Genomic DNA, 11,984 nt, shown 5'->3' on the forward strand with positions numbered 1-11,984 from the left:
TTCATGGCCGCCCTGCCCTGCCGAGCACCGCCGCCTGGGCGATATGGTCGAACATGCTCTGGGCGCTCAGGGCCGCGGCCGCCCGATAGGCACGTATCCTGCGGCGCTCCTCGGGTGTGAATTCCGGCACGGCGAGGCCGGAATCCCTCAGCTGGTGCGGGCCGATGAGCCGCTGGTGCCCGCCCAGAACATCCCCAAGCAGAGACTCGACCTTCGAGGTATTGGAGCCGAGCGCCAGGAACGGCGTCTCGCAGACGAGCGCGAAGACTACCGCGTGGAAACGCCCGGTCACCACCCCGGCAGCGGCCGAGATGCCGGAAAGGTAGCGGGCCGCTGCCTTCTCGTGCTGTCCTGGCGTGACGGCCCAGTGCAGCATCGAGCGAAGGCGCGAGAGCTGCATGGGGCGGTAGCGGGCGCGGACACTGCGGCCCCACCGACGGAGCGCCTCGGTCGTCTCCGCCAGCGTGCTGTCCGTCACCACCAGGCGCTCTTCGCCGGCGCGCGGCCTCCGGCTGGCGTTGAAGCACAGATCGGGCGCCATCGAAGCCTCGAGGCCATGCTCCGTGGCATAGCCCAAGGAGTTCGAATCGCGCAGGAAGACGCGGTCGCAGAGCTTCAGGACGCCGAAATCGCGCGGTCGCAGGTTCTCGATGGTGGCGTTGACGAGGAAGATCGGAGCGCGCGTGACGGCCCGCACCTGCTTGATGGTCTGCAGCAGGCGGCGTGCGCCGGGGCGCGCGGCGGTGTTGTGAATCGTCCCCTCCCCGTTGACGATGACCACGCCGGCGCCGCGCAGCGACGGGCTGAGGGTCAGGCCCATCTGCGGCTCGACGCCCAATGGCCAGCGCCCGGCGATTGAGAGCCCGCGCATCTCGAGATTGTCGCGGATGACGGACATCACCGTCACGCATCCGGGATGGCCGGACACGCCGGTATCGTTGACGAGGAAGGCACTGCGGCAAGACATGGATTGCACGCCTCAGGCTGCCGCAGCCAGCTCCGCAAGAATTTCATGATTTTCGAGGCGCATGTGCTCGTCGAGATCCCCGATGAGCTTGGAGATGCCGGCATAGAGTTCCCGCCATGACACACAGGCATCGGCGGGCAAGTGAAAATAGTGAGCGAGCTCGCGGATCAGGGCCAGGCTTTCGTCCTGAAAATCGTGATCGTGGCGCACTGCGCCGGCCGTCGCGGCGAGACCTTGCCTCCTGCCGTCGAGCAGGGCCGGAAACAGTTCCGTCTCCTCCTTGCGCATATGCGCTTCGAGGTCGATCTGCAGGAGCGCCAGCGCGTCACCCAAGCCATGCGGTGCGGCAGGATGATCGGCGTGGCGCTGCTCCACCTCCCGGGCGAGTGCCACGAGTTCCGGAAGTTCGCGCCGGTGAGTGGCGTGAAAACGTTCTAGAATGTGAGCGATCAGGTCCCCGGCGGGGGTGGAAGGGCGGAGAATCGCGGTCATGGCGGGGTTGCTGCCTCTCAAGCGTCTGCGCCTTGATAGGAAGAGACGACTCCAGGGTCTTTGTGCTGGATCAAGTTCACATCGGGGCGCGGCGGGAGAAAGCGTTTTCACCGATCCGGGGAGTTGCGCCGCGACAAAGAGACGGCGGTGCGTGATGCGCTAGTCTCGCTTCAGGATGGCGCGGATCATTTGATGACAATCGAATACACCTCACTCGTGGACGACGTCATGCGCCAGCACCCGGCGACGATCCGGCTGTTCCTCGTCCGCCGCATGGGTTGCCCCGGCTGCCCCATCGCCTGCTTTCACACGGTGGAGGATGCCTGCCTCGAGCATGGCGTGGAAGCCGAGGCGTTCCTGAGAGAATTGCGCACCCTTGCGGAGGAGGACGTTGCCGCCGCGTCCTGAGCGTTCAGGATGAGCCCTCGGCCAGCTGGAACAGGCGGTGCGGGTCTGTGAGCGTGATCTTCTGGCGGCCGCTTTCGACCAGCCCCCTCTCTTCCCAGGCGCTGAGCACGCGGCTCACGGTGTGGAGGGTCGCACCCGTCATCTCCGCCACATCCTGGCGGGAGATCGGGAAATCGATGAGAATTCCGGCTTCCACCTTGCGGCCCGACTGTTGTGCCAGCCTCAGGAGTGCGTGGGCGATGCGGCGCTCAACCTGCTCGGTCGACATCTCGACGACGCGCGTGTGCGCATCCTGCAGCCTCCCGCCAACCGTGCGCAGCGTATTTGCGACGAGCGAGGGATAGCTCGCCGAGAGCCGCGGCCAGATGGCGCTGGGCCAGACGAGGGCGACGCTGTCGACAACGGCACTGGCCGTCGCGGGATAGCTCGAACGTCCGAGCGCCATGGCTACTCCGAACAGCTCGCCGGGCGAAACGTAGCGGACCACCACCTGCTGGCCGTCGGGCGTCAAGCGGTAGACGCGAAGATGGCCATTGAGGAGCAGATAAAAGGATTGCGCAGGCTGGTCCTGCTGGAACACGTCCGCACCCTTCGGATAACGCACTGATTGGGCATCGCGCAGAACGTCCTCCTGCTCGCGCGGCGAGAGACCTTCGAAAAGCGGGAGATGGGCGATCAGCATGCGGTCGAGGGCGGGCACCGGAACCTCCAGGCCGGGAGGTATAGCCCAGCGGCCGGTCGCCGCAATGTCCAATCGGACGTTCAACGTCCGGTGTTCAGCCGTGGTTGGGCGCAACCAAAATCTAGGGCGCCAGCGGCATTGAACGCGCGATGCGCCAGGAAACCCAGACGGGACCGGAGCTCGGGATGGCGGCGAGTTCGGAGTTCTTCACCAGCACCTTGCAGAGCAGGCCTTCGACCCTGACACGGCACATCGCGGTGGGACCCGAGAACACCGGTTCAGCCATCTCGCCCCGCAGGATGCAGAGATCGGAACTCTTCTCCGGCTGGACCACGGAAATCGTCATCTCCTCAGGCCGCACCCCCAGGATCGGCTTCGCATGCTCTCCCGGGACCATGGGCCACGGCAGCAATGCGCCGCCGGCGAGCCTCAGCCCCTCCCGCTCGGGCTTTCCTTCGAAGAAATTCACCTCTCCCAGGAAGGATGCCGTGAAGCGGTCGCTTGGCCGGTGGTAGAGATCGCGGGGCGATCCTGCCTGAACGAGGGCGCCGGCTCGGAGTATGCCGATCCGGTCGCTCAGCGTGAGGGCCTCCTCCTGGTCGTGAGTGACGAACACCGTGGTGATGCCCACCTCGCGCTGGATGCGTTTCAGCTCTACCTGCATCTCGACGCGGAGCGCCTTGTCGAGTGCGGAGAGCGGCTCGTCGAGGAGAAGGACGCGCGGCCGCGTCACGATGGCGCGCGCCAGGGCGACGCGCTGGCGCTGCCCGCCCGAGAGTTCATGGGGTTTCCTGCCGCCCAGTCCCTGAAGCTGCACGAGGTCGAGGGCCTCGCCGACCCTCCGCTTCAATTCTTGTGACGCCACGCGCCGCACCTTGAGGCCGAAGCCGATGTTGTCCGCAACCGTCATGTTGGGGAAGAGCGCATAGGACTGGAACATCATGCCGATCTCGCGTTTCTCGACCGGCACGCGCTCGACCGGCTCGCCGCCGATGGTGACGCTGCCCGAATCCGGGTAGACGAAACCGGCAATGACGCGGAGCAGCGTGGTCTTGCCGCTGCCCGAAGGCCCGAGAAGGCCGAAGAGCTCGCCGTCGGGGAAATCGAGCGACACGTCGTCCAGCGCCTTGGTCGCGCCATAGGCAAGCGACACGTTGCGGACCTTGACCTCGGCCATTACCGCTCCCCACCGAATTTGAAATAGCGCGAAGCCGCCAGCATGACGGCCATGGATACGGCAATGATGATCGTCGAGATGGCGTTGATCTCGGGCGTGAATCCCTTGCGGATCGCCGTGTAGATCACCACGGGCAGCGTGGCGTCACCCGGTTTCGCAAGGAAATAAGAGACGACGAACTGGTCGAAGGAGACCGCGAAGGAGAAGAGCGCCCCCGCCACCACGCCCGACGCGATCCATGGCAGGGTGACGTGGCGTGTCACCTGCCACTGGCTGGCGCCGAGCGAGCGCGCCGCCTCCTCGAGCTGCCGGTCGAAGGTCTGGAGCCTGGCGGCGACGACGACGATGACATAGGGCAACGCCAGAGCCACATGGCCGAGGATCACCGCGGGCGTGCCCCTGCCGATTCCTACCCAGAAAAAGAAGATCAGCATGGCGGTGCCGATGATGAGCCAGGGAATGGCGATGGGCGGAAAGAGCAGCGCCTGCAGCAGCCGCTTGCCGGGAAACTCGTAGCGGAACAGGGCGATCGCCGCGGCGGTGCCGAGGGCCGTCGCGATCAGCGTGGTGGCGAGCGCGATCCACAGGCTGCGCCACGACGAGGCGACAATTTCCGCATTTGCCGCAAGCTTGCGGTACCAGTCGAGCGTGAAGCTCAGCGGAAAGGCGTAGAATTCGGATGCGTTGAAGGACATCAGCGCCATCACCAGGATGGGCGCGTAGAGAAAGAACAGCACGAGCCAGACATAGGCCCGGCCGAAGGCATGCGCCGCAGCGCCGGGCCGCCTCACGCCGCCCTCCTGAGAACCGGGCTCGACAGACCGAGGATCACCAGCACCACGGCGAGCAGGATGAAGGAGAGCGCCGCACCGAGCGGCCAGTTGAACACGGCGACGAACTGGTCCTCGATCAGCGTGCCGTAGAATGTGCCGTGCTTGCCGCCGAGGATGCGCGGCTCCATGAAGGAACCGGCCACGGGAACGAAGATCAGAACCGCGCCCGCGGCAAGGCCCGGCAGGGACAGAGGCAACAGCAGACGGAACAGAATCGTGCGGAAGGGTGCTCCCAGCGAGCGCGCGGCCTCGAGAATGCTCTCGTCGATTGCCTGGAGCGCCAGGTAGCAGGTGAGGATGACGTAGGGCAGATAGGAATGGACGAGCCCGACCACCACCGCGGTGTAGCTGAACATGAGATTGATCGACACGTCGATCGGCAGGATGGCCTCGAGCGTGTGGTCGATGATGCCGTTGCCGCGCAGCACGATGGCCCAGGAGAAGATGCGGACGAGGCTGTTGCTCCAGAATGGCAGGATGATCAGCAGGAACAGCGCCTCGCGCGCCCGGCCCCTGATCTGGCGCGCCAGAACATAGGCGCAAGGGTAGCCGATCAGCACGCAGATGAGCGTCACCACGGCGGCAAGCAGGAGCGAATGGCCGAGCAGATCTGGATAGATCGAGCGCTCGAAGAATTCCGCGTAATTGGCAAGCGTGACGTGCCACTCGGCATTGGTGAAGGGCGCGGCCGAGAGGAAACTGAAGAACAGCATGGCCGACAACGGCAGGAAAACCGCCACCGTCAGCCAGAGATAGGCCGGCGCGAGGAGAGACCCCGCGCGCCAGCCGTCGTTGCGGGAAATGACCGCGGCCAAGCTACTGGGCCGTCTTCACGTCCTGCCAGAGCTCGGTATAGGCCTTGCGCTTGTCGTCGGCGAGCGGCTTCATGAACTGCACGCGCGCCACCACCGCCGGGTCCGCGAAGGTCTTCTTGTTGAAGTCGGTGTCAGGCAGCGCCGCATTTGCCTTGGAGTTGGCGGAGCTGGGCGCACCCTTGGCCGCCCACTGGACGTAGAATTCGGGATCGATCATCCAGTTTATGAAGGCACGGGCGGCCTCCTGGTTCTTCGAGGCCGTCGGGATGGCGAGGCTGTCGAGCCAGCCCACTGCACCCTCATCCGGCACGATGAAGGCCACGGGCAGGCCCTTCGATGCCGAGCGGCCCGCACCTCCCGACCAGAAGGTCGAGACGGTGAAGTCGCCCGCCGAAAAGAACTGGTTCCAGTCATTCTCGGAGGACCAGAAAGTCTTGATCTGCGGCATGAGCTGCTGGAGCTTCGCCTTCACCGCGTCGAGATCCTTGACGTCGTTCATGTCCTGACCGAGGGCCATGGCGGCGAATTGCACGGCCTCGACACCGTCGTCGCGGATCGAGACCTTGCCGGCATACTGCGGATCCCAGAGCACGTTGAGCGAGGTCGGGAGCGGCTTCACCTCTCCGGTGTTGACGGCAAGCCCGGTGGCGCCCCAGGTCCAGGCCACGCCATAGACCTCGCCGTTCGGCACGAGGTCCGGGTTCTGGCCCATGTTCGGAGCCAGGTCCTTGACGTTGGGCATGTCGGAGGTGTCGATCTTGGTGATCAGCCCCTCGTCCTTGGCCTGGCCGGTATATGCGGAATTGACCAGAACCACGTCATAGGCGCCGGGATTGGTGCGGAGCTTCGTCAGCATTTCCTGCTCCGAGGTGAAATAGTCATGCACGACCTTGACGCCGGTCTTCTTCTCGAACGCCTCGACGGCGAAGGCCTCGTCCGTGCCGTAGCCCTGCCAGTTGAGCACGCGGATCTCGCCTGCGGCATGGGCGAAGCCCGCCGTGGCGGCGAAGGCCGCGGCACTCATGGCGCCCAGCAGGATGCGCCTGTTGATCGTCATCATTCTCTGTCCTCCTCCTGTTGGGCGTCTCCTGCGCCCGGTTAAAGCCAATTCTCTCATGCACGTGCGGCCAGAAAGCGCCGGGTCTCGGCAAGATCCGGCGAGGTGGCCGGACCCGCACGGGTCGTCGAAAGCGCCGCCGCGGCGTTGGCGAGGCGGGCGGCCGCCGCGGGCGCCTCGCCGCGCAGCAGGGCGGCGATGAAGGCTCCGTCATGCGTGTCGCCCGCGCCGTTGCTGTCGATGCAGTCGACGGCGAAGCCGGGATGATGGGCGACGCTGCCCGTCAGGCCGAGCCAGCAGCCCTCCGCACCGCGCCGGACGAGGGCGCCCGCCCGCCCCCGCGACAGCGCCATCGCCGCGGCGGCAGGATCGGCTAGGCCGGTCAGCACCGAGGCCTCGCGGCTGTTGGCACTCACCCAGTCGGCCCGCGCCATGACGGCATCGAGCGCATTACGCGGGATCTCCGCCACGGTGGGACCGGGATCGAAGAAGAGCAAGGGCGGCCGCTCGAGCGCCAGGAGCCAGGGCAGGAACGCCGCGGCGCTCTCGGACTTGTAGAGCGAGTATCCGGTGAGCAGCCCGAAGGCGAATGACGCCGCATCGAGCGCGGCGAGGTGGCCCAAGGTAACGCGCCGCTCCGCGCCATGGTGCGAGATGAAACTCCGCTCGCCCGAGGCATCGACGATGACGGCGCAGCTGCCCTGGTCGATGTCGGCCCGGCCCACCGCTGCAATGGAAATGCCCTCCTCCACCAGCTGGCGGGCGGCGATCTCCGCCAGGAGGCCGGTGCCGAGCACGCCGCCATATGTGACATCGGCCCCCATGCGCCGGGCCGCTACCATGGCATTGAAGCCGCCACCTGCCGTCATGGCGAAACTCTGGGTCTCGACCTCCTCGCCGGGTGCTGGCAGGTGGTCGACCCGATGCACGAGATCAATGACGATGCCGGACAACTGAAGCAGGTCCCTCATTGCGCAGCACCCCCGCTGCGCGACTGGCGGATGGCGAGAAGCCCCTCGGCGAGGGGTGCCACGTCGAGACCGTTGACGCGCACAACCTCCTGCCATGCGGCTGCCGGGATGGCCGCGAGCCCCTTGCATGCCGCCGCCATGCCGCAGGAGATGGCGCCGATGGTATCGGTGTCGTCGCCGATGGCGGCACTCAGCAGTGCGGCTTCCCACGGATCGCCGCCGGCAAGCCGGACGATGGCGAAGGCCATGGGAATGGACTCGATGGCCGCGACGCTGGTGCCAATTCCGACCCCGATGGCACGTGCTTCCGCCTCGCCCTTCTTTCCTTCGGCGAGCGCCAGCGCGCGCCGGATGGCCCGCGCCACCGAACCCGCCGCGGGGGGCGTGCCACGCCTTTCGCCTTCCTCGGCGGCGGCAAGTGCCAGCGGCAGCGTTTCCTCGAAGCTCTTGCCCGCGATGCCGGCGCTCACCACGGCGGCCACGGCGGAAGCGGCACTGATCGCTTCGCCGGTGTTGTGAGTCAGCCGGCAGCTTTCCTCCACCGCATCGACGAGCACGGGAACCGGTTCGGGAGGCGTGGCGATCGCCACCGGCACGATGCGCATGGCGGCGCCGTTGGTGGTGCCGGAGCGCCCGGCCTCGCTGGCCGGAACACCGCGCTGCAGGGCCTCGATCGCCCGTTTCGTCGAAGGCCCCAGAAGATCGTTGACACCCCGGGCATGCGTGTCGCGTTCCCAGGCGAGCAGCTCGTTCGCCCAGGCCTTCTGGTCGACGGCGCCGTTCCTCGCGAGGAGATGGCGGGCGAGGAGCAGGCTCTGCTCGGTATCGTCGGTGACAGTGCCGGCCTTGAGCCCGGCGCTGACCGGCTGGCTCGGCGCGGCATCCCGGAAGCCGGTGATCGCGCCATAGGCCGCAGCGATCTCTTCGGGTGTCATGGTCTGGGTGGGCATCCCCATGGCATCGCCGACCGCCACACCCGCCAGGGCGCCCAGGGCACGGTCGCGAGCGGAGGACATTCCCATCAGAACTCCAGGTGAAGGGCAAAGTGACGGGGGTCGAGCAGGCTCACGACATATTCGAGAAGCCGCCCCTTGGCATCGCGAGCGAGCCGGCGCGTGCGGAGGAAGGGTGTTCCGGGCATGCTGCCGACCAATGCCGCATCGGCCTCTCCCAGGCATTCGACCTCCGCCCATTCCTCTCCCGAATGCACGCTGAGGCCCGCCTGCCGCAGGGTGGCTGCGAGGGAGCCGGCATGCAAACCTTCGGCAAGGACATGGGCGAGCTCCGGCCGCAGCGGCACCCGGCTGCGCTCGATCGAGATGACACGGCCCGTGCCGCTCAGCGCCCGCGTGCGGTCTATGGCGATGAAATCGACGCAGCTTTCGTTCAGCGCCGCCGCAAGTTCGGCATCCCGCACGCGTTCGAGCCGCAGGAGCCTCGTTTCGACGGCCTCCTTCTGGCGCGAGAGGGCGCGCGTCCAGCCCAGAGTATTGTCGATGGTCTGACCGTCGAAGGTGACGAAGGAGCCGATGCCCACCCTCGTCGTGATGAGGCCCTTGCCGGCGAGCGCCTCCAGCCCCTTGCGCACCGTGCTGCGGCTCACCGCGAAACGGCGGACGAGTTCGTTCTCGCTTTCGAGCCGTGCTCCGAAGCGAAGCTTTCCCGAGCGGATGTCGCGCTCAAGAGCCTCGGCAATGCGGTGCGGCTTGGCAGCCGCAACGGCAGGTGACTTGCTCGATGCGCGCAGGCGGGGGCTTCCGGTCATCAGACCTGTCTATACCTGTCTGAAAGCGCTCCGTCGACTCCCCCGTGAACGTGAAGCCCTCATTCATTGCGGGACAGGGTCCCGGTGCCATGGCGGGGCAAGTGTCCCCCCTGAGTGTTGTCCGACGAAGCTTGCAAAGGTTTTCTCCGGCGAAAGCGCCGCCTTTGGCAACTGGCACGCGAATCGCATTCCCTCGCTGCAGTGAGTTCAGCGCGCGAGGTCTGCCCGATGGGAATCCACACCAGCATCGACGAACACGGTTCATTCCCTCTGAGCAGAGAGGCCCGTCTTGACGTTTCCTGCCTCTCCAGCATGGCCGCGGTCGAGGCATTCCTGCCGGCCTGGCGACGGCTCGATTCCCAGCGCTGCGGAAGCCACGATTACTTCCAGACAAGCGAATGGTGCATGGCGTGGCTGGAGCACCATGCCACGACCCGCATCCAGCCGCGCGTCTTCGTGGCTTCCGAGGCCGGCCGGCCGGCCGCCGTCTGGCCGCTGATGCTGGAGGCCCGCCGCTTCGGCCCTCGCATCCTGCGGAACCTCGGTGCCCCGCACACGCAATATGCCGGATTGCTGGTGCGGGAGGGAGCCGATGCGGGTGCCGCGGCAGCGGCGCTGTGCGAAGAGGTCCTTTCCGGCGGCCATGCTGACCTCGCGGTCATCGACATGCTGCCGCGGTCCAGTGCGCTCGGACGGGCGCTGGGTGAGCGCCATGACGGCAGCACGCCCGGCTCCGAGGCTTCGATCCTCGATCTCACATGCTTTGCCGACAGCGAAGCCTATCTGGCGAGCCTCGGGAAGACCCAGCGCCGCAACCGCAACCGGCGGCGCAACCAGCTCGCCAGGTCGGGCGAGATCGGTTTCCGGGTGCTGCGGCCGGCCGATCCCGACTTCGCATCCGGCATCGCCCAATGCCTCCGCTTCAAGCAGAGCTGGCTCGAGCACACCGGGCGCATCAGCCTTGGCCTGTCGATGCCTGGCCATGCGCAGTTCCTCGCCCGTCTCGGCAGTTCGGCCATTCTCTTCGAGCTCTCGGCAGGAGGAATGCCGGTGGCGCTCGAGCTCGGCTTCCTGCGCAACCGGCACTACTACGCCTACATCGGGGGTTTCGACTGGGCCTTGCGGGAATGCTCGCCAGGCAAGATCCAGATGGACATGACCGTGTGCTGGCTGATCGACAACGGCGCTCACGCCTATGATCTCCTGGCGAACCCTTCCGACTACAAGGACTCCTGGTCCAACACCACGCTGAAACTCGCCAATCATGAAGTGGGGCTCACCGCTGCTGGCTCGCTGTGCGCGAGGCTCTGGTACTCGACGTCGCGTCCGGCCCTGAAGAAGCTCATGCTCAGCCTGCCGCCGTCCTACCGGACCGGCATCCGCGGCGCGCTCAGCCAGGCCTTGACCCTCCTTGCCTGACGCCACCACCACATTCGTGATCCGCGTGGCGGGAGCCGGCCTGGCGCTCGCGCAGCAACTTCTTCTCGCACGCCTGATGACGGGTCCCGATTACGGAGCCTATGTCATCGCGCTCGCCTGGATCGCGGCGCTCGGAAGCCCTGTCTCGCTGGGTCTTGCAGAGGCCGCCGTCCGTATTCTCCCGCGCTATGCGGCCCGCGGACGCATCACGCGGTTGGAAGCCTTCTTCGCCAGCGGCTGGCGAATGGCGGCCACCACCGGTGCAATGAGCGCCATCGGCGGCGGCGCACTCCTTGCGCTGCTTCCGTTCGGCGCCATGGGGCTTCACACCGGCATCATCGTCCTTGCCGGGCTTCCGCTGATCGCAATCGACTATTTTCTCGACGGCGTCGCCCGGGGCATGGGCTGGTTCCGGCTGGGCACGCTGAACTACTTCGTGCTGCGGCCGCTTCTCGTCGCTGCAGCCTGCCTTCTCCTCCACGTCTCCGGCGAGGGACTGACGCTCGCTTCTGCCGGCGCGGCGACCATTCTCAGCATGGCCGCCACGACAGGTGCTCTCCTCCTCGTCTTCAGGCGCCGGCTGAGCACCGGCAGGCCCGAGCGCGCCGGCCCCCGCCTCGCCAGGCTATGGCTCCGCTCCGCGATCCCGATGCTGGTGGTGACCGGTCTCGATGGTCTCATGCCTGCGGCGGCGCTGCTTGCCGTGGGCCTCCTGCTGGGGCCTGCCGAGGCGGGGCTCTACGGCACGGCGGAGCGCCTGCTGTCGCTTGCCAGCTTCGCGCAGTTCGCCGTGCTCTTCGTCAGCGCCCGGCTGATGAGCCTTTCACTGGTTGGGGCAGGAGCCGAAAGCCCCGAGCGAAGCCTCCAGCGCGCCACCGCCGGCACCTTGCTGGCAACCGGCGGGGCACTGGCCGCGACCCTGGCCCTGGCGCCACATCTTCTCACGCTGTTCGGCCCCGAATTCGGCGAGGCCCATCAGGCGATGTTCATCCTCGCGCTGGCCTTGCTCGCCCGCGCGGTCGCCGCACCCTGTCACGAGTTCCTGCTCCTCGCCGGGCAGAACCGGGCGCTCGGCCTTATCAACGGTGCCACGCTTTTCCTGCTCGCGGGGCTCATGACGCTGCTCTCTCCGCTCTGCGGGCTCACAGGGGCGGCCGTGGCGGCGGCATGCTCCATGGCGGTGCGCTCGGCCCTGCTGCTGCGACAGGCGCGGGTCAGCATGGGCCTATCTGCCCTTCCGGCGCTGCGGCCGCGGGCTTCGGGGCCGGCAAATTCAGCGGTCTGAACTTCGTGCGCCGCCCCCGGGGGCGCTCTTCTGGCCCGTTTCGGTGTCGTCGGGGGCGCTGGCGGCGAAGGGATCGCTGCCTTCCGGCGCGCTCCGATGGGCTCTCCCGGCTT

The 11,984-nt window shown here is 67.0% G+C and carries 13 protein-coding genes; 3 read left to right on the plus strand and 10 right to left on the minus strand.

Going from position 1 to position 11,984, the window contains the following annotated elements:
- Position 1 precedes the first annotated feature (1 nt).
- Positions 2-967 carry a polysaccharide pyruvyl transferase family protein gene (locus ACK4HL_RS13465; protein WP_409761145.1) on the minus strand — a complete coding sequence of 322 codons (966 nt, stop codon included), beginning with the start codon at positions 965-967 and terminating at the stop codon, positions 2-4.
- 12 nt (positions 968-979) lie between these two features.
- On the minus strand, positions 980-1,459 hold the full coding sequence (locus tag ACK4HL_RS13470) for a hemerythrin domain-containing protein (RefSeq protein ID WP_409761147.1): 480 nt from the start codon (positions 1,457-1,459) through the stop codon (positions 980-982).
- Positions 1,460-1,651: 192 nt separating this feature from the next.
- Between ACK4HL_RS13470 and ACK4HL_RS13475 the strand changes: the two genes are divergently transcribed.
- Positions 1,652-1,867 carry a DUF1858 domain-containing protein gene (locus tag ACK4HL_RS13475; protein ID WP_409761149.1) on the plus strand — a complete coding sequence of 72 codons (216 nt, stop codon included), beginning with the start codon at positions 1,652-1,654 and terminating at the stop codon, positions 1,865-1,867.
- 4 nt (positions 1,868-1,871) lie between these two features.
- On the opposite strand, the gene ACK4HL_RS13480 is transcribed toward ACK4HL_RS13475, so the two are convergent.
- From ACK4HL_RS13480 to ACK4HL_RS13515, 8 genes are all read right to left on the minus strand, one after another.
- Positions 1,872-2,567 (minus strand): Crp/Fnr family transcriptional regulator, encoded by a 696-nt coding sequence (locus ACK4HL_RS13480; RefSeq protein ID WP_409761151.1) that lies wholly within the window; start codon positions 2,565-2,567, stop codon positions 1,872-1,874.
- A gap of 103 nt (positions 2,568-2,670) precedes the next feature.
- Complete coding sequence (locus ACK4HL_RS13485; protein ID WP_409761153.1) at positions 2,671-3,726, minus strand: ABC transporter ATP-binding protein; 1,056 nt, start codon at positions 3,724-3,726, stop codon at positions 2,671-2,673.
- Positions 3,726-4,517 carry an ABC transporter permease gene (locus tag ACK4HL_RS13490; protein ID WP_409761155.1) on the minus strand — a complete coding sequence of 264 codons (792 nt, stop codon included), beginning with the start codon at positions 4,515-4,517 and terminating at the stop codon, positions 3,726-3,728. Before ACK4HL_RS13490 ends, ACK4HL_RS13485 begins: the two co-directional genes overlap by 1 nt.
- The gene (locus ACK4HL_RS13495) at positions 4,514-5,374 is read right to left on the minus strand and encodes an ABC transporter permease (protein WP_409761157.1); all 861 of its coding nucleotides are present in this window, start codon (positions 5,372-5,374) and stop codon (positions 4,514-4,516) included. The genes ACK4HL_RS13490 and ACK4HL_RS13495 overlap by 4 nt, the downstream gene beginning before the upstream one ends.
- A 1-nt stretch (position 5,375) precedes the next feature.
- A complete protein-coding gene (locus tag ACK4HL_RS13500) occupies positions 5,376-6,434 on the minus strand; it encodes a PotD/PotF family extracellular solute-binding protein (protein ID WP_409761159.1) in 1,059 nt (352 codons plus the stop codon).
- Between the two features lie 53 nt (positions 6,435-6,487).
- Positions 6,488-7,402, minus strand: a complete 915-nt coding sequence (locus ACK4HL_RS13505) for a PfkB family carbohydrate kinase (RefSeq protein ID WP_409761161.1) — start codon at positions 7,400-7,402, stop codon at positions 6,488-6,490.
- Positions 7,399-8,418, minus strand: a complete 1,020-nt coding sequence (locus tag ACK4HL_RS13510) for an ADP-ribosylglycohydrolase family protein (protein ID WP_409761163.1) — start codon at positions 8,416-8,418, stop codon at positions 7,399-7,401. Before ACK4HL_RS13510 ends, ACK4HL_RS13505 begins: the two co-directional genes overlap by 4 nt.
- A gap of 5 nt (positions 8,419-8,423) precedes the next feature.
- Entirely contained in the window at positions 8,424-9,167 is a 744-nt protein-coding gene (locus ACK4HL_RS13515) for a GntR family transcriptional regulator (RefSeq protein ID WP_409761165.1), read from the minus strand.
- 312 nt (positions 9,168-9,479) lie between these two features.
- Between ACK4HL_RS13515 and ACK4HL_RS13520 the strand changes: the two genes are divergently transcribed.
- Together ACK4HL_RS13520 and ACK4HL_RS13525 are read left to right on the plus strand one after the other, a co-directional pair.
- Positions 9,480-10,586: a GNAT family N-acetyltransferase gene (locus tag ACK4HL_RS13520; protein ID WP_409761167.1), complete on the plus strand. Its 1,107-nt coding sequence runs from the start codon at positions 9,480-9,482 to the stop codon at positions 10,584-10,586.
- A complete protein-coding gene (locus tag ACK4HL_RS13525) occupies positions 10,579-11,871 on the plus strand; it encodes a lipopolysaccharide biosynthesis protein (protein WP_409761169.1) in 1,293 nt (430 codons plus the stop codon). Before ACK4HL_RS13520 ends, ACK4HL_RS13525 begins: the two co-directional genes overlap by 8 nt.
- Positions 11,872-11,984: the final 113 nt, after the last annotated feature.

The sequence above is a fragment of the Aestuariivirga sp. genome, from assembly GCF_046294715.1.
Taxonomy (GTDB): Bacteria; Pseudomonadota; Alphaproteobacteria; order Rhizobiales; family Aestuariivirgaceae; genus Aestuariivirga.

Excerpts from the sequence above, each read along its gene's own strand:
- ACK4HL_RS13475 (WP_409761149.1), top strand. The coding sequence starts at position 1,652 with ATGACAATCGAATACACCTCACTCGTGGACGACGTCATGCGCCAGCAC.
- ACK4HL_RS13510 (WP_409761163.1), bottom strand. The coding sequence starts at position 8,418 with ATGTCCTCCGCTCGCGACCGTGCCCTGGGCGCCCTGGCGGGTGTGGCG.
- ACK4HL_RS13505 (WP_409761161.1), bottom strand. The coding sequence starts at position 7,402 with ATGAGGGACCTGCTTCAGTTGTCCGGCATCGTCATTGATCTCGTGCAT.
- ACK4HL_RS13500 (WP_409761159.1), bottom strand. The coding sequence starts at position 6,434 with ATGATGACGATCAACAGGCGCATCCTGCTGGGCGCCATGAGTGCCGCG.
- ACK4HL_RS13485 (WP_409761153.1), bottom strand. The coding sequence starts at position 3,726 with ATGGCCGAGGTCAAGGTCCGCAACGTGTCGCTTGCCTATGGCGCGACC.
- ACK4HL_RS13470 (WP_409761147.1), bottom strand. The coding sequence starts at position 1,459 with ATGACCGCGATTCTCCGCCCTTCCACCCCCGCCGGGGACCTGATCGCT.
- ACK4HL_RS13465 (WP_409761145.1), bottom strand. The coding sequence starts at position 967 with ATGTCTTGCCGCAGTGCCTTCCTCGTCAACGATACCGGCGTGTCCGGC.
- ACK4HL_RS13515 (WP_409761165.1), bottom strand. The coding sequence starts at position 9,167 with ATGACCGGAAGCCCCCGCCTGCGCGCATCGAGCAAGTCACCTGCCGTT.
- ACK4HL_RS13520 (WP_409761167.1), top strand. The coding sequence starts at position 9,480 with ATGGCCGCGGTCGAGGCATTCCTGCCGGCCTGGCGACGGCTCGATTCC.